Source organism: Shewanella algidipiscicola, assembly GCF_003605125.1.
Lineage (GTDB): Bacteria > Pseudomonadota > Gammaproteobacteria > Enterobacterales > Shewanellaceae > Shewanella > Shewanella algidipiscicola.
On the sequence record NZ_QPQT01000011.1, the window covers coordinates 49,122 to 71,418 of the forward strand.

The following is a 22,297-nucleotide window of genomic DNA, read 5'->3' on the forward strand; positions in this document are numbered from 1 at the left end:
AGAATGAGTGGGAAGTGAGGCAAATTGCTCCCCATCCATCGGCCTCTAACTTACCAGATCTCGAGTGAAATTGGTTTGCTATAAAACTCGCGGCCTATGCTGATTGGGATAGATGCTGACTAATCAGCTTAGCGAAGGCTAGCGCGTGTTCATTGTCGCCATGCAGACAGATACTGCTGGCCTTTATGATGACCGATTTATCATCTAAGGTGCTAATAGGCTGATGATTGATAATATGCTCAACTTGTTTCATCGCCGTTTGCGTGTCTTCGATGACGGCGCCGGCAAGGCTGCGTGAGGCCAAAGCGCCGCTGGCTAAATAAGCTCTGTCGGCAAAGGCTTCTTCAATAACGTCAATATGTTGTGCGCGTGCTTGATGGACGAGTGCGCTACCGGCTAGCATCAGCAGTTTTAAGCTTGGATCGACGCGCTTTATCGCATCGATAATGATTTGCCCCAAATCGCTGTTTTCAGCTGCTTGGTTGTAAAGCGCGCCATGTGGCTTAACATGGTGCAGTTTTACGGCTAAGGCATCGCAAATTTGCTTTAAAGTGATGATTTGATCATATAGCGAGTCCAACAGCTCATTCTTGCTTAGATCCATGGTTTGACGGCCAAAGTTTGCTCTGTCTGGATAACTCGGATGGGCGCCAATTAGCACATTACATTGCTTAGCGAGTGTTACCGTTTGGCGCATGGAGGCTTGATCGCCCGCGTGACCGCCGCAGGCGATGTTAGCGCTGGTGATGATCTGCAATAACGCTGCATCGTTTACGCCTCCCTCGCCCAAATCGGCGTTGAGATCGATAGCGTAACGCCGCCCAACTTGCTTGGTGTTAACTGCCATCCATTGCCCTCGCTAAACGATAATGATACTGCTGCCATTCATAGTTGGCACTTTGTGCCTGACTTGGAGTGATATGTTGAAATATCAACGCTTGCCCCGGTCTAGTTTGCGCCACCTTCCATAAATCGGCTGCTATCACGCAGGCAATTCTAGGATATCCGCCAGTGGTTTGCGCATCTGCCATCAATACAATGGGTTGTCCATTAGGTGGAACTTGTACCACCCCAGGCATTACGCCGTGGGAGCGTAGGTTAATGTCGGTTTCGGTTGCAAGGGGGTGGCCATCGAGTCGAGTCCCCATGCGGTTGCTTTGATTGGAGACTTTCCAAGACGTATGCCAAAAGGCTTTTTTACTGGATGGACTAAAGAGCGGTAATTCTGGGCCGGGAAGGGCTCTTAAGATGCCGTCGTTGACCCGCTGTACCGCACCAATTGGACGGCTAAAATTGTTGCATTCAATTTTTTCTATGTTCAAGTTATCGCCGGCTCTAAGGTAGCGTCCATGATGGCCGCCAAACTGGTTGGTGATATCTGTGCCTTTACCCTTTAAAAGCGTCTCACAAGCAATGCCTCCCATGATCGCGAGGTAGCCGTACATCCCTTTTTTTGGGCCGCGCACGTGCAGTGTCTCACCTTTATTAACCTTACCGCGCCAGCCATTCCATAAGGGCCTATTATTGATGCTGGCATCGAAGTGCCCACCACATAGGGCGACCCAAGTGTTAGTTTCAAAACGGAGCGAAAATTCACCCGCGCTAAATTCTAATGCTGCACTGTTGTCGGGATTTGCCATTAAACGATTCGCGAGGAGTAACGCTTGTTTATCTATTGCGCCACCAATAGGAATGCCTAAGTGGGCGACTCCAGCGCGGCCTAGATCTTGAATAGTAATATGGCTGTTGACTTGCTCAATGTGGATCATGATGTAAATGACCGAGTAGGAACGAAAGTAACGATATCACCAGGTTGTAATAGGCTAGGTGAGGGCTGATGAGGGTTAAACAACTTAAGATGGGTTTGGCCGATAAGCTGCCAGCCTCCAGGGCTTTGGCTGGGATAGATCCCCGTTTGTTGTCCACCTATGCCGACAGAGCCTGCAGGTACTTGCAGCCGAGGCGTTGCCAACCTTGGGGTATGTAATGAGGCGGGTAAGCCATCGAGATAGGCAAAACCGGGTTGAAAGCCAATGAAGAACACTTGGTATTTGGCGCTACTGTGTTGGCTAATGACCTCGTTGACACTAAGCTGGTGGGCACTGGCGACATTGTTGATATCGGGGCCATATTCACCACCATATACCACGGGAATTTCGATATTTCGTTGCGGCAATGAATGCTGCGCCGCCTCATCCCATAGTTGTCGTAATATTGCTTCGCCAGATTTAAGTTGTTCGGCGTTATCAAAATAGACGGTGAGGTTATTCATCCCTGGTACAGCATCGCGCACCCCGGTTAGATTTCTGCTTTTGTCGGCTATCCAACAAAGCTTGTTTTGCAGTGCAAAATTGATTGTAGCGAGTGGGGCTGGGTCTAACACCAAGGCGTTTTCACCTAGAGGATAGATGATGGTTTCAGGTACCATGGTTGTTTCGACCTCATTGCGGGAGTTAGAGTTAAGTCTAACTTGGCTTTGTATCGTTGCTCAAGCATTGGACTGAAATGATTGGATTGGCAATTTAAGTTATTACTATCCTCGGTCATAAAAAAACGCACCACTAAGGGTGCGTTTTTATTAGCAAAATGAATGCTTACTGCAGTAATGAAATATCAGCTGCGTGTAAGAACTGCTCACGTAGGCTCGATAGCAAGGCTAGGCGGTTGTGCTTCAGCGCTTCATCATCGGCCATCACCATCACATCTTCAAAGAAGGTATCTACGCTTTCACGTAGGTTGGCCAGCAGTGACAGGGCTTCTTGATAGTTAGCGGCAGCAAACAGGGGCGCAAGCTGAGGTTGTAGCTCATTAAGCTTAGCGGCTAGAGCTTTTTCGGCGCCTTCAACTAACAAGCTAGCGTCGACAGTGGCTGGAAGCTCACTTTCTACTTTAGCTAGGATGTTAGATACACGCTTATTGGCGGCAGCGAGTGCTTGCGCTTGCTCAAGGGTTCTAAAGTGAGCAACCGCTTTGATACGGCTTTCAAAATCGGCTGGTGAAGTAGGGCGACGAGCCAGTACGGCTAAGATCACGTCAACACTGACACCTTGATCTTGATACCAAGCGCGGAAGCGGCCCATAAAGAACTCAAGTACCTGTTCGGCGACGTTGTCATTGCTGAGGTTTTCACCATGAAGCGCTTGTGCTTTAGCAATCAGATCAACCAAATCAAGCGGTAAGTTGTTCTCTAAACAGATACGCAGCACACCAATGGCGGCGCGGCGAAGGGCGAATGGATCGGCTGCGCCTTTTGGTGCTTGGCCAATACCAAAAATACCCACTAAGGTATCGAGCTTCTCTGCTAATGCAATGCAGATAGAGATGGGTGCCGTAGGCACGGTATCGCCAGAAAACTTAGGCTTGTACTGCTCAGCAAGTGCAACCGCAACGGCATCGGCTTCACCATCTAGCCGCGCATAGTGCATGCCCATGGTGCCCTGTAGATCGGTGAACTCCATCACCATATTGGTCATCAAGTCTGATTTAGATAACAGACCTGCACGAGCGGCTTCTTCTTGGTTTGCACCAATGCTGCTGGCAATGAAGCCTGCTAACGCTGAAATGCGCTCAACGCGTTGCTTAATGGTGCCCAACTGCTTTTGGAATACCACGGTTTCAAGGCTAGCAAGACGAGACTCGAGTGACTGCTTCTTGTCGGTTTCGAAGAAGAACTCAGCATCGGCAAGACGTGGACGAACCACTTTCTCGTTACCTGAGATAATCTGCGCCGGATCTTTAGATTCGATATTAGTGACGAAAATAAAGTTTGGCAGCAGTGCGCCCGCTTTATCAAATACTGGGAAGTATTTTTGGTCGCCTTTCATGGTGTAAACCAAGGCTTCTGCGGGTACGTCGAGGAATTTCTCTTCAAAGTTGGCGGTCAATACCACTGGCCATTCAACCAGTGAGGTCACTTCTTCGAGTAGGTCATCTTCAAGATCGGCCACACCACCTATTTTAGCGGCAGCGGCTTCGGCGCCGGCTTTGATGATCGCTTTACGCTCAGCGTAATCGGCTAACACTTTACCTTGCTCTTTAAGCGCGCTCAGGTAGTTGTCTGCATGGTCTAGCTCTAAGGTGTCTACACCCATAAAGCGATGACCGCGTATGGTGCGAGCAGATTTTATGCCCAGTAATTCGCCTTCAATTAGCTCGCTACCCATTAGCATAGTCACTGTGTGCACTGGGCGGATAAATTGTGTCTTGCTACTGCCCCAACGCATAGGTTTAGGAATAGGTAGCTTGTCTAGTGCGCGCTGAGCCATATCTGCGATCAGTGACTTTGTTTCTACGCCAACCACTTTAGCTTGATGTAATAACCACTCGCCTTTATCCGTTTTAAGACGTTCGGCTTGTTCAACGCTAATGCCGTTACCACGAGCCCAGCCCATTGCGGCTTTAGTTGGGTTGCCATCGGCATCGAATGCTTGCGCGATGGCAGGACCACGCTTCTCTACCACTTTATCGGCTTGCGCCAATACCAGTTGCTTAACATTGATGGCTAAACGACGAGGAGCTGCATACCAAGTTGCTGATTCAAAGCCCAGCTCGGCTTTATTTAGCTCTTCGGTAAAGTTAGCTAAAAATGATTCTGCTAAGTTACGTAGTGCTTTTGGTGGTAACTCTTCGGTGCCTACTTCAATGAGTAAGTTTTCAAATTTCATCTTTATAACCCTCTACTTACACATTGGGAAACCAAGCGCTTCACGGGCTTGGTAATAGGATTCTGCAACCGCTTTTGCCATGGTGCGAACGCGTAAAATATAACGCTGACGTTCGGTAACCGAAATAGCATGACGAGCATCGAGTAAGTTAAAAGCGTGAGACGCTTTCATCACTTGCTCATAAGCGGGTAGTGGCAGAGGTGTTTCAAGTGCTAGCAAATGGTTACAGGCTTTTTCGCAGTCATCGAACTGCTTGAAAAGCACTTCTACGTTGGCGTGTTCAAAGTTGTAGGTAGACTGCTCAACTTCATTTTGGTGGAAAACATCACCATACATAATCTTGCCCATTGGACCATCAGTCCAAACAAGATCGTAAACGCTATCAACCTCTTGAATGTACATGGCTAGGCGTTCTAAGCCATAGGTGATCTCGCCCGTTACAGGGCTACACTCTAGGCCGCCGACTTGTTGGAAGTAAGTGAACTGAGACACTTCCATACCATTTAGCCAGACTTCCCAGCCCAGTCCCCAAGCACCGAGCGTGGGTGATTCCCAGTTGTCTTCAACGAAGCGCACATCGTGGATACCCATATCGACACCTAAGGCTTCAAGTGACCCTAAATACAGCTCTTGAATGTTGCTTGGTGAAGGTTTTAAGACTACTTGAAACTGGTAGTAGTGTTGCAGGCGGTTAGGGTTTTCACCATAACGGCCATCGGTTGGACGGCGACATGGCTGGACATAGGCGCTGCTCATTGGTTCTGGGCCTAATGAACGCAAGAAAGTCATGGGGTGGAATGTGCCCGCACCCACTTCCATGTCCAGCGGTTGAACGATAGCGCAACCTTGCTGTGCCCAGTATTCTTGCAGGGTTAAGATAAATCCCTGAAATGTTTTTACGTCGTGTTTCGTCGTCATGTCTACTACTGTCAGCTGGTGATAGAAAATGGTTTCGATTATACCTTGTTGAAAACGGCTTATGTAGGTTATTTTTTATCTTAACTGGGGAAAATTGAGAAAAATGTCATGACTATAACGCGTTGTGGTTGGGTGAGTGATGACCCTTTATATCAGGCTTATCATGATGATGTATGGGGAAAACCTGTTTACGATAGCCAAGAGCTGTTTGCTAAGCTCTGCTTAGATGGCCAACAGGCGGGCTTGTCTTGGCTCACTATTTTAAAAAAACAGCAAAATTATGAGGCGGCATTTGCTAATTTTGACCCAAAAATCATTGCCACCTTTGATGAGCAGAAAGTGGAAGCCTTATTGCAAAACCCCGGTATTGTGCGTAATCGCTTAAAGGTGAATTCGATTATAAAAAATGCCAAAGGCTATTTGGCATATGTAGAGCAGGGTAATGATTTTTCGACATTTTTATGGGGTTTTGTCGATGGGAAACCTAGGGTTAATCATTTCACTTCTTTAGCGCAAGTACCTGCACAAACGCCTGAGTCTGAAGCGATGTCAAAGGCGCTTAAGAAGCTCGGTTTCAACTTTGTCGGACCGACCATTTGTTACGCCTTTATGCAGGCGGTGGGCATGGTAAATGATCATCTAGTCGATTGCTGCTGTTATCAACAGCCAGATACATGATTTCGAGTAAAGTGGGGCTGGATGAATTCTTGTTATATTCACCATAGCTAAATCGCTAAAGTGACGAAAATGGAATGTTGATTGCATTTTTATACGGCATTAAAAAGGGTGTTCCACGTGGAACACCCTTTTTATCGCTTGAATGGAATTTTTACTTCATTTTTAAATTTTCATGAAATTAAAATTGGCGGCCAAACTCCGGCAGATATTAAAATTGAAAATTGATTAAAGTTCGAAGAAAAATGGCTTGCGCTTGGTTTTCTTACCGTTAAGTTGGTTCATGGTTTCGGCATTGTAAAGTTTGCCGTTGACCATGGTATAAGTCACTCTGTCGGTAACACGAATGTCATCGAGTGGGTTGCCATCGATGACGATCAAATCGGCGAGCTTGCCCGTTTTGATTGAACCCAATTGCTGCTCCATGCCGAAGGTGGTGGCAGGATTAATAGTTGCCGTTTTTAACACTTCCATATTGCTCATGCCTCCTTGGGCGAACATCCACATCTCCCAATGTGCGGCCAAGCCTTCACGTTGTCCGTGGGCGCCAATGTTTGGTTTAACACCGAGTTCGTTTAACTCATTGGCGACGCGTGCAACATTGAAATGGTTGTAGTGCGCATCGGGTGCGGTAGGTCTGCGCATTGAACGGGCTTGTAAAAGATCACCTGGTACATATTTAGATAGGCGAGGGTGTGACCAGACATCTGTCTTATCATACCAATAGTTTTCGCCTGATATACCACCATAGGCAACTACGAGAGTCGGGGTGTAATGGACATCCGTCTGGCTCCACAACTGTTTAATATCATTGTAAATGGCGCCTGCAGGTAGTGAGTGCTCAACGGTTGAGTGTCCATCGGCGATCATGGTGAGATTATGCTGCAGTAAGCTCCCCCCCTCTGGCACGACCATCATTTCCAACTCGCGGGCTGCGGCAATCACTTGCTGACGTTGGTTTCGTCGCGGTTGGTTATAGCTCTTGACGCTGAATGCACCCACTTTTTTGAGGCGTTCTAAGTGAAACTTGGCATCGTCGAGCGAATCGATGTGCGACGTATATCCCGGTGCATTGGCACCATACAGGATTGTACCCGTTGAGAAGATACGTGGGCCGGCGATATTACCTGCCTTCTGTTGCTCAGAAGCGGCAAAGATCTCGGTGGTGTCGTTAGAGGGATCATGGATGCTGGTGACACCGAGCGACAGGTTTGAATAAAGTTCCCAGTTTTGCTGCGGGATAATTTCACTTTCACCTTGTGCCCCATGAGCGTGTGCGTCAAATAACCCCGGCATTAATGTCTTACCTTTGATGTCGATAACCTCTGCACCAGCAGGGATCTCTGTTGTTGCATCACCCACTGCGACAATCTTGTTGTCTTTGATGATGACAACGCCGTTATCGATAACTTTATCATCTTCCATGGTGATCACTTGGCCGCCGACAAAGGCAATGGTTCCACGTGGAACATCAGCCTTCTTACTAAAACCGATATCGGTGATCTTAGGTTCGCGATTCTCTGACTTAGCCTCTTTCTCTGCAGTAGTGTAGCTGCTATCCACGTTAACTTGATAGAGCTCTGGTCCTAATGTCCAATAAAGCTGATCGCTGTTGTTGTTCCAACTAATGCTTTCGCCTGCTCGCACGCTTAATTGGGTAACGGGAAGGTTGCTGGCTTTGGGGCCGATATCTATGGTTTCGCCATGTTTGGCAAATGGGGTTACCCAGACTTTAAAGCGCTCAGCAAATGCGAGTTGTTTGCCGTCCGGTGAGACCCTAAACTCGGTTGCGTGCTTACTAGTGTAATGTACCCGTTTTTGGAATCCATGCAGATTAATTGAAGATAACTGTGGCGTCTCATCGTGGTCTAAAAAGAAGACTCGGTCTGACTCTGCGCCAAACTGAGGCTGATAGCCATCGGGAGTGATCTTGGTATTGGCTTTGCCTTTGATGTCGACCACATATAGACCGGGTTCCTGAGACCAAGTTCTAGGGGTGATATTGCCACCTTTAGCTTTACGGTAAACGACTAACTCGCCATCTGGCGAAAACGTGGGCTCAACATATTTGCCAGGTTCTTGGGTGAGTACCTTTGCCTTGCCACCCCGAGCGCTGATAACACGGACACTACCTTGCTTGTCATCATCCCAAGTGGTGAAGACTATCTGTCTGCCATCGCGAGACCATTGCGGGAATAGCTCACGCAGGTCTGCATCTAGTTTGGTGAGTCGAGTGACCTTACCGTCTGGGAGCGCCTTTATCCATAACTTACCTAATGCCTCATAGACGACTTTTTTGCCGTCTGGAGACACCTGCGCCATGCGGAGCATTTTTACGTCGAAGATATCTTTGTCTATGTCCTGCTTAAAGCGTACTGACGGTTGTATAGCAAGCTCTGTCTTAACCGAGAAGGGGATTTGCTTGACTTGCTTATCTGCTACCTTTAGGCGGTTAATTTTACCACCCGCCCAGAACACAAGTTCTTCATTATCGGCGGTCCAGCTTATTGTTGGATATACACCGTGAATAGCCCAGGTTTCTTGCATGTCACGGTCGAGTTTGTCGTATAGTTTGGTTTTTTTACCAGACTTCAAATCCAGTAGATAAAGTGATGATTGGAAGCCATCACGTTTAATGAAGGCGAGTTTGCTTCCATCTGGGCTTGGGGTTGGACGAATTGCACCACCTGTGCCTTCGATAAGCACCTCAATACCACCCGTTTGAGTATCGTAGCGCTTAATCTTATAGATACCCTTGACCGAGTCTTTTGAGTAGTGGAAGGTTTTTCCTGGTGTCGCATCTTGGCTAAAGTAAACGTAGCGGCCATCTGGTGAATAGGCGGGTTCGCCCAGATCTTTCTGTTCGTTAGGGCGCTCCGTTAGTTTGACACCATCACCGCCGGCCACATGATAAAGCCAAACTTCGCCAGCTCCTAAGCTACGACTGCCGGTGAAATGTTTGCGCGCGATCAAGTATTGTGAATCAGGGCTCCAAGCTGGGCTGTTGAGTAAACGGAAGGTCTCTTTTGTCACTGGGCGAGGGTTGTTGCCATCGGCATCCATTATCCATATGTTGTCGCCGCCATCTTCATCTGAGGTAAACGCAATGGATTTACCATCAGGGCTATAAACGGGCTGCATCTGCCATGCGATGCCTTTAGCGAGAGCTTTTGCTTCGCCACCTTCGATTGGGATTTGGTAGATATCGCCCAATAGATCAAACACTATGGTTTGACCATCTGGGCTAACACTGACATTCATCCAAGTCCCTTCAGATACGTCTATTTTGATTTGTTGAAGCGGGGCATTTGCTGGCACATTAACTTGCCAATTGGTGGAGTCTTGAGTGGTTTCTTGTGCAAATACTTGGGGGCTTAGAGTGAGTGCTATTGCTGCACATAAGGGCTTAATTTGTTGTTTTTGCATTATTATATCCGTTTAATTGTTATTGTTTCCGTAGGCATACGTTGTGCCGAGTATCGCTATTTTTTACTTATTGATGGTGAAATGTGTATAGCTGCAAAAAATTATGTGCTGGCGACACTCATATCACTGTACTGTCAGTTTTATCGATGTAGTTCAATACGAGTTATCGCATAAATTGGTTAACAGTAACACCTAATTTATGTGACAGAAAATGAATGGTATTTAGATGGCGAAATAGAGTCTAGGGTGAATGCAAGCCACTTGTGTCAGTGGCTAGATCAGAGGTAATAAAGGTGTGGCGTCGGTTAAAGTAATTGTAGCTGCTCACTAAAATACACTCTATTACCAATATCTATGGTAGCGTCATTGAGCACTTTACAGGTGATACCACCACGCCAATCTGGAGTTAATGCTTTCTCTAAGCCTGGGAAGGCTGCTTGCATCTTTCTACAGGGGTCGGTTTCACCTGTAACTAGAAGCTGCAGATCTCCAACATGCATAATTTTACCGACATCTTGCGGCCCAAAGCGGACACCTTCGACCAATAAGTTAGCCCTACGTGTTGTCCATGGTAGTTGAGTGTTAAGCGATTCGCAGGCCTGCTCCCATTGTTCGAATGAGAGCACTGTGACCTGTCTGTTACCTGGTTTACCAAAAATATCTTGGGCAACGCCGCTGCTGGTAGTGACCAATGCGGTTGAGGTTTCTAACATTGGGCCGCGCTTGACCACTTTATAGCTAATGCCTTGTAAACTTGCCATTTATCCTATCCTTTTGATGACTATCACTCAGTGTAAACTGTGCTCGACTCCGCTGGCAAGTGTTACTAAAAGGGTAAACTCTTATGGGCTATAGGCCTTTCTTTATCAGATATTGGTACGGTACCGCTTCGGTGTTACTGGCGATTAATGTGTGATCCATAAATTCACAAAAGCTGGGGATATCCCGGGTGGTTGCCGGATCATCTGCAATGACCAACAAGGTCTCGCCATCATTCATATTTCTAACTGATTTTCTGACCATCATGACGGGTTCTGGGCAGCGAAGTCCCATGGCATCGAGTTGGTGTTGGGCGTCTGAAAATGGATTGCTCATATATTCAACCTTAGAAGATGAAAAACTCACTTTAAACAGAAGCAGCTAATATTACTCTAGCGGCGTGACTAAGCCAATATGTGGGTACGGTTTTGTGAACTCAAGGAGGTTGTTTCACGTGAAACAACCTTTAATATGGCTTACGCGAGTGAACCACTATCGGTTAACCAGGCAAATTTACCATTTGTCGCATGAATAAGATCTTGTGGTTGGATGCCAATATCTAAGCCGCGACGTCCACCACTGACGTAGCAGCGTTCGAGTTTTACTGCACTTTGATCAATAAAAGTGATGAGACGTTTTTTTTGGCCGATAGGGCTGACCCCTCCCAATATATATCCTGTAGCTCGCTGAACAACATCCGCCGGTGCCATGGCGGCTTTTTTGGCTGCAGCGACTTTAGCCAGCCGTTTCATATTGAGCTTTTCATCGACAGGGATGATAGCGACCACCAATTGACCTGAGTCCAGTTGGGCGACTAAGGTTTTAAAGACCTGCTCTAAGGGGAGGTTCAGTTTTTCTGCTGCCTCTAAGCCAAAGGCTTTAGCGTTGCTTTCATGTTGGTATTCGTGAAGGCTGTAGCTGATGTTGGCTTTATCTAAGGCTTTGGTTGCTGGTGTCATTGCTCTTTCTTTATAGGTGTTGGTACATGACAGATAGTGTCAATGCATGATAAGGAATTTTAGCTATCGTTTGCCAACCTTGGCTGTGATGAAGGCCGACATTTTTACTTTCTGTCTCAATTGTATCACGCTTATTAGGGTGCCATCATCGAGTGCAACCCACATGGTAAGTAACCTATCACGACGGAGATACCGAGATGAGGGGATTATTCAGTCTATTTTGGCTGCTTGTAAGATGTCCATATTCTGCGTGATACCAATGAGCAATCAATGGGATAGCGTATGGCCTATCAGGCAATGGATGAATATCAGTTGATACTGATCGGCTATTGTCCTCATAATGGCGAACTTTTCTCCAGCCTGTTTCACGTGAAACAGCCAAAAAAAATCGAGTAGCATTAGCTACTCGATTTTATATAACGGTGATGGGTGGTTGGCGTTAAACGCGTTCAAATACCGTTGCGATACCTTGACCCAAACCAATACACATGGTGGCTAAGCCTAAGTTAGCATCTTTACTTTCCATTAGATTGATTAAGGTTGTAGAGATACGTGTACCCGAACAGCCTAATGGGTGACCCAGTGCAATCGCACCACCGTTAAGGTTAATCTTTTCATCGACCACATCCATCAAGCCAAGATCTTTAACACAAGGCAGTGATTGTGCTGCGAAGGCTTCGTTTAGCTCAATCACATCAAGGTCATTAATGGTGAGGCCTGCACGGGCAAGTGCTTTTTGTGTAGCAGGAACCGGGCCGTACCCCATGATTGCTGCATCACAGCCAGCAACCGCCATAGAGCGAATGCGAGCGCGGATAGGTAGACCAAGCGCTTTCGCTTTCTCTTCTTCCATCACTAGCATCGCCGAAGCGCCGTCAGACAGTGCCGAAGAAGTCCCAGCCGTTACTGTGCCATTAACAGGATCAAATACAGGGCGAAGACCTGCGAGTGATTCAAGCGTGGTTTCTGGGCGAATGACTTCATCGTGAAACACCTTTACAAGAGCACCGCTAGTATCGTGACCTTCGATCGCATGGATTTCGCTAGCAAAGCGTCCTTCAACGGTGGCTGCATAGGCACGTTGATGTGAACGTACGGCAAACTCATCCTGTTGCTGGCGAGTAATACCGTGCATTTTACCAAGCATCTCAGCGGTTAGCCCCATCATGCCCGAGGCTTTAGCCACGTTATTGGCTAGGCCTGGGTGGAAATCGACACCGTGATTCATCGGCACGTGACCCATGTGTTCAACACCACCGACGATAAAGGTGTCGCCCATACCCGTCATGATAGCGCGAGCAGCTTGATGCATGGCTTCCATTGATGAACCACAAAGACGGTTGACGGTGACAGCGCCGGCTTGCTTAGGAATACCCGCAAGTAGGGCGGCATTGCGTGCGATGTTGAAGCCTTGCTCTAAGGTTTGCTGAACACAGCCCCAAATCACATCTTCAATGGTATTTGGGTCAAGTTGTGGGTTACGAACCAGTAACGCTTTCATTAGTTCGGCTGACAAGGTCTCAGCACGAACGTTTCTAAATACTCCAGCCTTAGAGCGGCCCATAGGAGTACGGATGCAATCTACTATAACTGCTTGTTTCATTATTCTATTCCTTCCGGCTGATTAGGCTTGGTAGTAGCTACCGTTGTTGGCAGCAAGTTCACGCATCTTGTCTGTTACTTGGTACAGACCGCCTAGGTGAGCATATTTGTCGGCTAATGCAACAAAATTAGCTACGCCCATGGTGTCGATGTAACGGAACACACCGCCTCTAAATGGAGGGAAACCGAGACCGTAAACTAGCCCCATGTCAGCTTCAGCTGGAGTGGCAATGATGCCTTCTTCGAGACAGCGTACTGTTTCGATAATCATTGGAATCATAGTGCGAGCGATGATCTCATCTTTGGTGAACTCTTTGAGTTCACCAAAGGTATTACCTAGGAGTTCATAACTCACAGGATCGATATCTTTCTTTGGCTTACCACGGCGATCGACAGAGTATTGATAGAAACCTTTGGCATTTTTCTGTCCAAAACGTTGCGCTTCAAACATCACATCAATCGCATCTTTACCGGTTTTGCCCATTCTGTCGGGGAAACCTTCAGCCATCACTGCTTGTGCGTGGTGGCCGGTATCTAGACCGACGACGTCGAGCAGATAAGCAGGGCCCATTGGCCACCCAAACTGCTTTTCCATTACCTTGTCGATAGCCGCAAAATCGGCGCCATCGGCAAGTAGGCCGCTAAAGCCGGCAAAATAAGGAAATAGCACGCGGTTAACGAAGAAGCCTGGGCAGTCGTTAACTACAATAGGGGTCTTCCCCATTTTGGCCGCATAAGCCACAACCGATGCAATGGTTTCTTCTGAACTATTTTCACCACGGATAACTTCAACCAAAGGCATCTTGTGTACTGGGTTAAAGAAATGCATACCGCAGAAACGCTCAGGTTTCTTTAGGCTCTTAGCCAATAGATTGATTGAGATAGTTGATGTGTTCGAGGCGATGATCGCATCTTCACTGACATGCTCTTCGACTTCAGCCAATACCGTGGCTTTCACTTTTGGATGCTCAACAACGGCTTCAACAACAATATCGGCTTGTTTTACCGCACTGTAATCTAAGGTCGCTGTGATGTTATTCAGTACTGCAGCCATTTTTTCTGGAGTCGAGCGTCCACGTTTGATTTGCGCTGTCAGTAGTTTAGATGCTTCGCCTAAACCAAGTTCAAGTGCTGGCTGAGCGATATCTTTCATGACGATTGGCGTGCCTTTGCTGGCACTTTGATAGGCAATACCACCGCCCATAATACCTGCGCCCAACACGGCGGCACTGTTTACGGGTTTAGCTTGCTTGGAAGCTTTCTTCGCCTTTCCTTTAACGAGTTGATCATTAAGGAATATACCGATAAGTGCTTGAGCAACTTCGGTTTTAGCCAGTTTAAGAAATGCCTGATGTTCGATTTGTAGCGCTTCATCTCGCTTAGCACCTGCGGCTTGCTCTATTACATCAACCGCTGCCATTGGGGCTGGGTAATGTTTGCCCGCAACCTGAAAGACCATGCCTTTAGCTGTGGCAAATGACATCATTGCTTCAAGCTTAGGTAGCGTGAGTGGCGATAATTTATGGTTACGACGTGATTGCCAATCAATCTTCTCGGCAATGGCATCGTTAAGCATTTGAATCGCTGCGGTTTCTAGTGCTTCTGGTGCAACAACAGCATCAATAGCGCCCACTTTTAATGCCGCTTCTGGGCGTTGATCTTTACCTGTGGTGATCCATTCAAGCGCGTTGTCCGCGCCAATAACGCGAGGTAGACGTACTGTGCCGCCAAAGCCTGGAATAATACCCAGTTTGGTTTCGGGCAGACCAATGCGAGCCGTGGTATCTGCCACGCGCAAATCGGTTGCTAAAATGGTTTCACAGCCACCGCCTAATGCAAAGCCTTTGATTGCTGAGATGGTTGGGAAGGGCAAATCTTCAAGTTTATTAAAGACCTTGTTAGCTTCTTCTAACCAATTGAGCAGTACAGCATCATCTTGTGCGAAGAGGCCTAAAAATTCGGTGATATCTGCGCCGACAATAAAGGCATCCTTTCCAGACACCAGCATTAAGCCTTTAAGGTTTGGCTGTTGCTTAATTGCATCTAATGCGGCATCGAGAGACGTTAAGGTTTCTCTGTCAAATTTGTTTACTGAGCCTGCGGCGTTAAAACAGAGCCGAGCGATATTGTCTTCAAGTTGTTCAACCTGAATCGTAGGACTTTGGTAGATCATTGCTTGCTTCCTTATTGCTTTAAAGAGCACTACCTACTATTGATTTTGTATAGCGTAGGTAAAATCTCTATCTTACAGCAGGCCATCATTTGACCAGTTGCTGCTCAGTGTGCGTCTAAATCGAGAAAATTTCAACACCCAATTTAAACGGTTGTTTAATTTTCTTCGGTTAGGCTGAATTTTGCGCTTTATGTTAGACTGACGCCAATATTGTCGCCGTCACTGACGCCTGGGTGTTAAGCATTCAGACGTATGCCATAAAATAATAATAGGAACATAGACATGGAAAATTTAGCTACCCTTTACCCTGACCATATCCTTGAGTTAAATCATCGCGTTGCTGAAATTGTGGCGAGAGAGAAACTGTCTGGGTTGGTGATCCATTCAGGTCAACCTCATCGTCAGTTTTTAGACGATATGGATTACCCGTTTAAGGTTAATCCACATTTTAAGGCGTGGTTACCCGTTATCGATAATCCCCATTGTTGGTTATTGGTTAATGGTAAGGATAAGCCACAGCTGATTTTTTATCGTCCAGTGGATTTTTGGCATAAAGTGGCCGACCTTCCAGATGCATTTTGGACCAATGAAATTGAAGTTAAGCTGCTCACTAAGGCCGACAAAATAGCCGATTTTTTGCCTAATGATATAGGTAACTGGGCCTATATTGGCGAACATTTGGAGGTTGCCGAAGTATTAGGGTTTACATCGCGTAATCCCGATGCCGTAATGAGTTATTTGCATTATCACCGTGCAACAAAAACACAATATGAACTAGCCTGCATGCGCAAAGCCAATGAAATTGCAGTGAAAGGCCATGAGGCTGCTAAGAGTGCATTTTACGGTGGTGGCAGCGAGTTTCAAATCCAACAAGCTTACCTCAATGCGGTTGATCAGAGTGAAAATGAGATGCCCTATGGCAATATTGTGGCACTTAACCAAAATGCTTCGATATTACATTACACCGCACTAGAGCATCAGGTGCCTGCTCAGCGTTTATCTTTTTTGATTGATGCCGGTGCCAACTTTCATGGTTATGCCGCCGACATTACTCGGACCTACGCTTTTGAAAAAAATCGTTTTGGCGAGCTGATCGTGGCGATGGAACAACTGCAACTAGCGATTATCGATATGATGCGACCCGGCGTAAAATATGTTGATCTGCATATCGACACTCATCATAAATTGGCGCAAATTCTACTGGATTTCAATTTAGCCACTGGTGATAAGCAAGGCTTGGTAGAGCAAGGGATTACCAGTGTCTTTTTCCCTCACGGGCTAGGCCACATGCTGGGATTGCAGGTACATGATATGGGAGGCTTCTTGCATGATGAGCGCGGTACTCATATCGCTGCGCCAGAGGCGCACCCATTTTTACGCTGCACGCGTACATTAGCAGCCAATCAAGTGCTAACCATAGAGCCTGGGTTGTACATTATCGATACCTTGCTTGACGCCTTAAAGCAGGATGCTCGTCGGCAACAGATTAATTGGGATACGGTGGCTATGTTACGTCCATTTGGTGGCATCCGTATCGAAGATAATGTGATTGTGCACCATGATCATACTGAAAATATGACCCGTAACTTAGGGCTTAATGGTTAAGGATTGATGATTGTTGAGTGAAAGTTACCTTATTCCGGCTCAGCGCCTAGTGATAGAACAGGAGATAAAACACAGCCGTTTTATCTCCGTACTGTTTCATTGCTCATCTGAGCAAGTGTTGAAGTGTGTACTTACTAACATCAAGGCGGAGTATCCCGGAGCCAATCATTATTGTTATGCTTTTATCGCCGCCGAGCCCTGTAATACAGTAACGATGGGCTCAAGCGATGATGGTGAGCCTGCTGGGAGTGCTGGACGACCGATGTTAGCCACCCTGCAAGGGGCTAATATTGGTGAGATTGGTGCCATAGTGGTGCGCTATTTTGGTGGTACTAAGCTCGGCGTCGGTGGGTTGATGAGAGCCTATAGTGCGGGCATTAAGCAAGGGCTCGCGCAGCTGGAGACCGAACTTAAATTAATCCGTTATCCCGGTCAGTTGGTGTGTGAGTATCACCAGCTTAAAGATGTAGAGCACTTTTTAATGCGTGGTGAAGGGCTGATCACCGACAAAATATTTTCAGATAAGGTGTTGGTACATTTTGAGATACCCAAGGGGCATCAGCAGACGTTTGCACAGGAGCTAGCGACCATCAGTCAGGGCCAATTGAAGGTGCAGTTTGAGGGGGAGTAGTATGATTCAAGCAAGGATTCATATTGGTGTATTAAGCTATAAACTCAGCTTCTGTAATAAACCACAGTTTTTTTGATCATTGCCTTAGTTTTGTTACGTATTGGGGTAATAAATTTTATATAACAGCATGATAAATGTGTGCGAAAATGGTCGATTGTGCATGATACCGCTAAAGGACTAATAGAAAGCCCAGATGCAATATAGAACAATTATAAGAATTACCGGACTGTTGATGGGGTTGTTTTCGTTATCGTTACTTCCCCCAGCTCTCGTCGCCGTGATTTACAAAGATGGCGGTGGTGCTGCGTTTATTCAGGCTTTTTTTCTGAGTTTATTGCTCGGCTTTTTGCTTTGGTATCCTAATCGTCACCATAAAAAAGACCTACGTACCCGCGAAGGTTTTTTGCTGGTGGTGTTGTTTTGGGGGGTACTAGGGTCGATTGGTGCTGTCCCCTTTATTTTCTCTAGCCAACCAGACTTATCTCTTGCAGACAGCTTTTTTGAATCTTTTTCGGGCTTAACGACTACCGGTGCAACGGTTTTAGTGGGGCTAGATGACCTACCTAAGGCTATCTTATTCTATCGCCACCTGCTGCAATGGTTGGGCGGCATGGGGATTATTGTGTTGGCTGTCGCCATCTTACCCGTACTAGGTGTTGGGGGAATGCAGCTTTATCGCGCCGAAATTCCCGGACCTGTTAAAGACAGTAAGATGACCCCGAGAATTGCCGAATCGGCAAAAGCTTTATGGTATATCTATCTAGCATTAACCATCGCGTGTGCATTCGCCTATTGGCTTGCTGGCATGGATCTGTTTGATGCGATATGTCATTCATTTTCGACCATTGCAATTGGCGGTTTTTCTACCCATGACGCCAGTATGGGCTACTTCGATAGTACGACTATTAACATGGTATGTGTGGTGTTTTTATTGATTGCCGCACTTAATTTTAGTCTGCATTTTGCGGCATTTACTCGCCGCGGTATTAATTTAAAAGTCTATTTTCGTGACGCCGAATTTAAGGCGTTATTGGTTGTTCAGCTCACGCTTACCCTGATCTGTTTTGCGACCTTATATCATTCGGGTATCTACGATAATCCCGAAGAAACCTTCGATTTTGCCCTGTTTCAAGCGGTATCCATCTCTACTACTGCAGGTTTTGGTACCGAAAGCTTTCACATGTGGCCGCTATTTTTGCCAATGCTCCTGATATTTTCTAGTTTTATTGGTGGATGTGGTGGGTCTACCGCCGGCGGTATTAAAGTGATGCGAGTCATCTTACTCTTGCTGCAGGGCTCACGTGAATTAAAGCGCTTAGTACACCCAAGGGGAATGTTTTCGATTCGGATTAATGGCAAGGCGTTACCAGATCGAGTGATCGATGCCGTATGGGGATTCTTTTCTGCCTATGCGCTTGTTTTTGTCGTTTGTATGTTGATACTGATGGCATTGGGGCTGGATAACATTACAGCCTTTAGTGCTACCGCGGCTTGCTTAAATAACTTAGGTCCTGGGTTAGGTGAGGTGGCGAGTAATTATGCCAGTATCGGCGATGGAGCCAAGTGGGTGCTCGTGGTTGCGATGCTATTTGGTCGTTTAGAAGTGTTTACTTTATTGGTGTTATTTACACCTACTTTTTGGAAGAATTGATGAGCCGTACATTAATTATTTATTCGACAGTAGATGGACAAACGAAGGCGATTTGTGACCAAATCCAAGAGATCTGTCAGGCAGAAACTCAGATGGTAACAATGGTTTCATTAGAGGAGGCACAGGCAGTTAACCTGTCTTATTTCGATAAAGTATTGATTGGTGCGAGCATTCGTTATGGCAAGCATAGGCCTGAACTGTTGCAGTATGTTAACCGTCATCGCGCCGTGTTAAATAGCAAGAAAAATGCTTTTTTTACCGTCAATGTGGTGGCCAGAAAACCGGAAAAAAACACTCCGGAAACCAACCCTTATATGAAAAAGTTCTTACAGTTGTCGTTGTGGCAGCCACAGCAACTTGGTGTTTTTGCCGGTAAAATTGACTACCCTAAATATCGTTTTTTTGACAAATTTATGATTCGATTCATCATGTGGATCACTAAAGGGCCAACCGATACGTCGGGTACTTTCGAATTTACCAATTGGGACAAGGTCAAAGCCTTTGGTAAAGCTTTTAGTGAGCGATAACACAGCGAGTAGCGCTACACACTTTTAGGCACAGTAGCGCTTATAGAGAATCGAGATAACCTCGGTAACTTGCTCATTTTTAAGGGTGTAATAAACAATTTGTGAACTCTTGCGTGTCGCCACCAGATCTTCTGCGCGCAGCACCGCAAGATGCTGAGATAACGCCGATTGGCTTAGTGGTACGGTTTCATTGAGTTGCGTGACGCTAAGTTCATTATCAAGCAACTGACATAAGATCATCAGGCGGTAGGGATTAGCGATAGCCTTGAGCCATTTGGCAGCACTCTGAGCATTGGTGACCATGGTATCTACATCGATATCTTTTTGCATACAGTTAGTCTCTTATACTCTACTTGATTAGATGACTCTAATTGAATGGCTAGGTTAAGGCAATGATACTCAGTCTACGGTCCGAACTCAATTGATGGGTCTACATGTTTAATCAGTATCTTAGCAGGTGTATCTTATCGCGAATTTTTTAATGATTAGGTGGCATATTTCACAAAAACCTTAACTAATTTGTGATCCATTAATATGTTTTGATGGCAGTAAGCTGTAACAATGCGATTTAACTGTTTTTGATTATGGGTGTGATATGACTTCAGTTTTACTTATTTATTATTCTCGTGGCGGACATACTGCCAAAATTACCCAAGCAATTGCAGCACATATTCGTCAGCAAGGTCATCAATGCGATGTGGTGCAGATAGGGCATGTCGAGACGATTGATTGGGATAAGTATGATAGTGTTGCCTTAGGCGCATGTGTGCTTTACGGCAGCTATGATAAATCGGTATTTGCCTTTGCAACTCAATATCAGCAGCAACTAGCCTCAATACCTAATAGCTTTTTTAGTGTTAACGTTGTCGCGCGTAATCCCGAGAAACGTGTGCCTGAAAACAATAAGTATCTGCAAAAATTCATTGAGTTGTCACCTTGGAAACCTAAAGATGTCAAAGTCATTGCAGGTAAGGTCGATTACCCCTCTTGGCGTTGGTATGACAGATTGATGATCCAACTGATCATGAAGATCACTCATGGGCCAACCGACCCTAAAGCCGTTATCGATTACACGGATTGGGACGATGTAAAGGTATATGGTGAGCATCTTATTAGTCTTGCTAAATAAAGTGCATCACAGTGAGTTTAAAAGAGCCATCACGGCTCTTTTTTTGTGCCCGACACGTCTCTAAAGGCGCAGTGATTTAGCGTGCTATTACGACTTAAGTGCAGGCCGATATCTTGCTTGTTATCTGGTATGACCTCTGCTAGCCTTTCGGCTTCATTTTAAAGGACATTATTGTAATGAATCTGTATTTTCGCTTGATTTGGTTGATGTTATGGCGTGTGCGCCATTGTCGCAGTATCGATTTTCTAGGCACCAGTAAGATTGATTACCGTGCGTTACCTTTAGATTGTGATATCAACTTTCACCTTACCAACTCCCGTTATCCTGCTTTTATGGATCTGGCCAGAACTTACATGTTGGCAGAAATGGGGTTACTGAATCGTTTTCTTAAGCTCAAATGGATGCCCATCGTCAATGCGGCTGAATTTACTTATATTCGTGACATTAAGCCGCTGAGAAAGTTTGAAGTGCAAAGTAAGGTCGTTGGTTGGGATGAAAAATATTTTTATGTAGAGCAGCGGTTTGTTAGTGAAAATACCCTGCGCTGCATCGTTCACGTGCGCGGCGTCTTTGTGTGTGATCGCAAACAGGTACCTATTGCAACTATGGTCAAAGAGGCTGGTTTCGACGGTCCTGCGCCAGAGCTGCCTCCTGAGGTGGTAAAGTGGAAGGCTTTTTTGCAGCTAAAAAAAGAACGTAATTTATAATTTCACCTTCAATTAATGGGCGGTTAATACTAGGGAATAGGGCGAAAGCCTATCAGGGCTGTCGTTTTCGCCAGCTCAATCTCTTGTTGAACTTGTATCCATGAACCACGCGTTTCTGCTTGATGGAGATAACGCACGAGCTGATCGAATTGATATAGCTTAAAGCGCTTTCTGGCGCCCATGATACACGGGATTAAAGCACAATCAGCCATGGTAAATGCATCGCCACATAGCCAGTGATAATGGCTTAGTTGTTCATTTAAGCTTTGAAAGCTAGCATGAATTTCATTTTCAAGTTGTTTGATCTTTAAGGGGGCTTGCTCGACTCGAATTTGCATTCTTTCGAGCGTATACAGCTTATTACTTACATCGTTATCAATGATGCGATCGCATAGTCTAACCTGTAATGCGTGTTCAAAATCGGTCGGAATTAGCTGGGTGCCAGTTGCGAATTGATGATCGATATATTCGATGATAATAGTGGATTCGGGCAGCAATTTGGCTGAGCGTGTTTTGAGTAACGGTAATTTACCCGAGGGATATTGTTGTGTGAAGCGGTTGCGAGAATAAGGATCGCTGAGTTCGATGATTCTAGGATAGAAGTTGACCTGTTTTTCATAAAATGCCAGCAGTACTTTTTGTGAATATCTAGAGAGGGGATGATAAAGCAGTTCCATCTTAACCCATCTCCATGCGCCGCCAATTGATACTATAACTTTAGTCTGCTTTTCGCTATAAGGTTGAATTTTTCACTTGAGTTGATAGCGGCTTTTGGATTCGAGTGAGTCAATGTTGGCACTTTCTAGGTGTTTAAAGTCGCGTTGTGTAATCTGTGCTGTGAGCACTGCCTATGCCTTGCTTAGCGCTGAAA

Annotated in this window: 20 protein-coding genes; 7 read left to right on the top strand and 13 right to left on the bottom strand. The window is 46.0% G+C overall.

Annotated features, from left to right (window positions below):
• Positions 1-94: 94 nt before the first annotated feature.
• The 5 genes from pxpA to glyQ form a co-directional block, all read right to left on the bottom strand.
• The gene (gene pxpA, locus DVO77_RS13065) at positions 95-847 is read right to left on the bottom strand and encodes a 5-oxoprolinase subunit PxpA (RefSeq protein WP_119978648.1); all 753 of its coding nucleotides are present in this window, start codon (positions 845-847) and stop codon (positions 95-97) included.
• A complete protein-coding gene (locus tag DVO77_RS13070; RefSeq protein WP_119978649.1) occupies positions 837-1,769 on the bottom strand; it encodes a 5-oxoprolinase subunit C family protein in 933 nt (310 codons plus the stop codon). The genes pxpA and DVO77_RS13070 overlap by 11 nt, the downstream gene beginning before the upstream one ends.
• The gene (pxpB, locus tag DVO77_RS13075; protein ID WP_119978650.1) at positions 1,766-2,428 is read right to left on the bottom strand and encodes a 5-oxoprolinase subunit PxpB; all 663 of its coding nucleotides are present in this window, start codon (positions 2,426-2,428) and stop codon (positions 1,766-1,768) included. Before pxpB ends, DVO77_RS13070 begins: the two co-directional genes overlap by 4 nt.
• 166 nt (positions 2,429-2,594) lie before the next feature.
• The gene (glyS, locus tag DVO77_RS13080) at positions 2,595-4,664 is read right to left on the bottom strand and encodes a glycine--tRNA ligase subunit beta (protein WP_119978651.1); all 2,070 of its coding nucleotides are present in this window, start codon (positions 4,662-4,664) and stop codon (positions 2,595-2,597) included.
• A gap of 12 nt (positions 4,665-4,676) precedes the next feature.
• Positions 4,677-5,582 (bottom strand): glycine--tRNA ligase subunit alpha, encoded by a 906-nt coding sequence (glyQ, locus tag DVO77_RS13085; RefSeq protein WP_110458781.1) that lies wholly within the window; start codon positions 5,580-5,582, stop codon positions 4,677-4,679.
• Positions 5,583-5,690: 108 nt separating this feature from the next.
• Between glyQ and DVO77_RS13090 the strand changes: the two genes are divergently transcribed.
• Positions 5,691-6,260 carry a DNA-3-methyladenine glycosylase I gene (locus DVO77_RS13090; RefSeq protein ID WP_119978652.1) on the top strand — a complete coding sequence of 190 codons (570 nt, stop codon included), beginning with the start codon at positions 5,691-5,693 and terminating at the stop codon, positions 6,258-6,260.
• A 225-nt stretch (positions 6,261-6,485) separates the two neighbouring features.
• Here DVO77_RS13090 and DVO77_RS13095 read toward each other — a convergent pair whose 3' ends face one another.
• From DVO77_RS13095 to fadB, 6 genes are all read right to left on the bottom strand, one after another.
• A complete protein-coding gene (locus DVO77_RS13095; RefSeq protein WP_119978653.1) occupies positions 6,486-9,683 on the bottom strand; it encodes an amidohydrolase family protein in 3,198 nt (1,065 codons plus the stop codon).
• 305 nt (positions 9,684-9,988) lie between these two features.
• Positions 9,989-10,444, bottom strand: coding sequence for an MOSC domain-containing protein (locus tag DVO77_RS13100; protein ID WP_110458778.1), 456 nt, complete (start codon positions 10,442-10,444; stop codon positions 9,989-9,991).
• An 88-nt stretch (positions 10,445-10,532) separates the two neighbouring features.
• Positions 10,533-10,778 (bottom strand): sulfurtransferase TusA, encoded by a 246-nt coding sequence (gene tusA, locus DVO77_RS13105; RefSeq protein WP_110458777.1) that lies wholly within the window; start codon positions 10,776-10,778, stop codon positions 10,533-10,535.
• Positions 10,779-10,918: 140 nt separating this feature from the next.
• Entirely contained in the window at positions 10,919-11,401 is a 483-nt protein-coding gene (ybaK, locus tag DVO77_RS13110; RefSeq protein ID WP_119978654.1) for a Cys-tRNA(Pro) deacylase, read from the bottom strand.
• A 439-nt stretch (positions 11,402-11,840) separates the two neighbouring features.
• Positions 11,841-13,004 (bottom strand): acetyl-CoA C-acyltransferase FadA, encoded by a 1,164-nt coding sequence (gene fadA, locus DVO77_RS13115; protein ID WP_119978655.1) that lies wholly within the window; start codon positions 13,002-13,004, stop codon positions 11,841-11,843.
• A 21-nt stretch (positions 13,005-13,025) separates the two neighbouring features.
• Positions 13,026-15,176 carry a fatty acid oxidation complex subunit alpha FadB gene (gene fadB, locus DVO77_RS13120; RefSeq protein ID WP_119978656.1) on the bottom strand — a complete coding sequence of 717 codons (2,151 nt, stop codon included), beginning with the start codon at positions 15,174-15,176 and terminating at the stop codon, positions 13,026-13,028.
• A 282-nt stretch (positions 15,177-15,458) separates the two neighbouring features.
• Here fadB and pepQ point away from each other — a divergent pair, with 282 nt between their 5' ends.
• The 4 genes from pepQ (at position 15,459) to hemG (DVO77_RS13140) (ending at position 19,590) form a co-directional block, all read left to right on the top strand.
• Complete coding sequence (gene pepQ / locus DVO77_RS13125) at positions 15,459-16,781, top strand: Xaa-Pro dipeptidase (protein ID WP_110458773.1); 1,323 nt, start codon at positions 15,459-15,461, stop codon at positions 16,779-16,781.
• A gap of 13 nt (positions 16,782-16,794) precedes the next feature.
• Positions 16,795-17,412 (top strand): YigZ family protein, encoded by a 618-nt coding sequence (locus DVO77_RS13130; protein ID WP_119978704.1) that lies wholly within the window; start codon positions 16,795-16,797, stop codon positions 17,410-17,412.
• 193 nt (positions 17,413-17,605) lie between these two features.
• Positions 17,606-19,063, top strand: coding sequence for a TrkH family potassium uptake protein (locus tag DVO77_RS13135; RefSeq protein WP_110458772.1), 1,458 nt, complete (start codon positions 17,606-17,608; stop codon positions 19,061-19,063).
• A complete protein-coding gene (gene hemG / locus DVO77_RS13140) occupies positions 19,063-19,590 on the top strand; it encodes a menaquinone-dependent protoporphyrinogen IX dehydrogenase (protein WP_119978657.1) in 528 nt (175 codons plus the stop codon). The genes DVO77_RS13135 and hemG (DVO77_RS13140) overlap by 1 nt, the downstream gene beginning before the upstream one ends.
• A gap of 24 nt (positions 19,591-19,614) precedes the next feature.
• On the opposite strand, the gene DVO77_RS13145 is transcribed toward hemG (DVO77_RS13140), so the two are convergent.
• Positions 19,615-19,920 carry an ArsR/SmtB family transcription factor gene (locus DVO77_RS13145; protein ID WP_028763438.1) on the bottom strand — a complete coding sequence of 102 codons (306 nt, stop codon included), beginning with the start codon at positions 19,918-19,920 and terminating at the stop codon, positions 19,615-19,617.
• A 265-nt stretch (positions 19,921-20,185) separates the two neighbouring features.
• Here DVO77_RS13145 and hemG (DVO77_RS13150) point away from each other — a divergent pair, with 265 nt between their 5' ends.
• Both hemG (DVO77_RS13150) and DVO77_RS13155 read left to right on the top strand, forming a co-directional pair.
• Positions 20,186-20,719 (top strand): menaquinone-dependent protoporphyrinogen IX dehydrogenase, encoded by a 534-nt coding sequence (hemG, locus tag DVO77_RS13150; protein WP_119978658.1) that lies wholly within the window; start codon positions 20,186-20,188, stop codon positions 20,717-20,719.
• A gap of 176 nt (positions 20,720-20,895) precedes the next feature.
• A complete protein-coding gene (locus DVO77_RS13155) occupies positions 20,896-21,426 on the top strand; it encodes a thioesterase family protein (protein ID WP_110458769.1) in 531 nt (176 codons plus the stop codon).
• A gap of 29 nt (positions 21,427-21,455) precedes the next feature.
• On the opposite strand, the gene DVO77_RS13160 is transcribed toward DVO77_RS13155, so the two are convergent.
• Positions 21,456-22,103 (bottom strand): glutathione S-transferase family protein, encoded by a 648-nt coding sequence (locus tag DVO77_RS13160; protein WP_119978659.1) that lies wholly within the window; start codon positions 22,101-22,103, stop codon positions 21,456-21,458.
• Between the last annotated feature and the right edge of the window lie 194 nt (positions 22,104-22,297).

Excerpts from the sequence above, each read along its gene's own strand:
- pxpA (WP_119978648.1), bottom strand. The coding sequence starts at position 847 with ATGGCAGTTAACACCAAGCAAGTTGGGCGGCGTTACGCTATCGATCTC.
- DVO77_RS13070 (WP_119978649.1), bottom strand. The coding sequence starts at position 1,769 with ATGATCCACATTGAGCAAGTCAACAGCCATATTACTATTCAAGATCTA.
- pxpB (WP_119978650.1), bottom strand. The coding sequence starts at position 2,428 with ATGGTACCTGAAACCATCATCTATCCTCTAGGTGAAAACGCCTTGGTG.
- glyS (WP_119978651.1), bottom strand. The coding sequence starts at position 4,664 with ATGAAATTTGAAAACTTACTCATTGAAGTAGGCACCGAAGAGTTACCA.
- glyQ (WP_110458781.1), bottom strand. The coding sequence starts at position 5,582 with ATGACGACGAAACACGACGTAAAAACATTTCAGGGATTTATCTTAACC.
- DVO77_RS13090 (WP_119978652.1), top strand. The coding sequence starts at position 5,691 with ATGACTATAACGCGTTGTGGTTGGGTGAGTGATGACCCTTTATATCAG.
- DVO77_RS13095 (WP_119978653.1), bottom strand. The coding sequence starts at position 9,683 with ATGCAAAAACAACAAATTAAGCCCTTATGTGCAGCAATAGCACTCACT.
- DVO77_RS13100 (WP_110458778.1), bottom strand. The coding sequence starts at position 10,444 with ATGGCAAGTTTACAAGGCATTAGCTATAAAGTGGTCAAGCGCGGCCCA.
- tusA (WP_110458777.1), bottom strand. The coding sequence starts at position 10,778 with ATGAGCAATCCATTTTCAGACGCCCAACACCAACTCGATGCCATGGGA.
- ybaK (WP_119978654.1), bottom strand. The coding sequence starts at position 11,401 with ATGACACCAGCAACCAAAGCCTTAGATAAAGCCAACATCAGCTACAGC.
- fadA (WP_119978655.1), bottom strand. The coding sequence starts at position 13,004 with ATGAAACAAGCAGTTATAGTAGATTGCATCCGTACTCCTATGGGCCGC.
- fadB (WP_119978656.1), bottom strand. The coding sequence starts at position 15,176 with ATGATCTACCAAAGTCCTACGATTCAGGTTGAACAACTTGAAGACAAT.
- pepQ (WP_110458773.1), top strand. The coding sequence starts at position 15,459 with ATGGAAAATTTAGCTACCCTTTACCCTGACCATATCCTTGAGTTAAAT.
- DVO77_RS13135 (WP_110458772.1), top strand. The coding sequence starts at position 17,606 with ATGCAATATAGAACAATTATAAGAATTACCGGACTGTTGATGGGGTTG.
- hemG (WP_119978657.1), top strand. The coding sequence starts at position 19,063 with ATGAGCCGTACATTAATTATTTATTCGACAGTAGATGGACAAACGAAG.
- DVO77_RS13145 (WP_028763438.1), bottom strand. The coding sequence starts at position 19,920 with ATGCAAAAAGATATCGATGTAGATACCATGGTCACCAATGCTCAGAGT.
- hemG (WP_119978658.1), top strand. The coding sequence starts at position 20,186 with ATGACTTCAGTTTTACTTATTTATTATTCTCGTGGCGGACATACTGCC.
- DVO77_RS13155 (WP_110458769.1), top strand. The coding sequence starts at position 20,896 with ATGAATCTGTATTTTCGCTTGATTTGGTTGATGTTATGGCGTGTGCGC.
- DVO77_RS13160 (WP_119978659.1), bottom strand. The coding sequence starts at position 22,103 with ATGGAACTGCTTTATCATCCCCTCTCTAGATATTCACAAAAAGTACTG.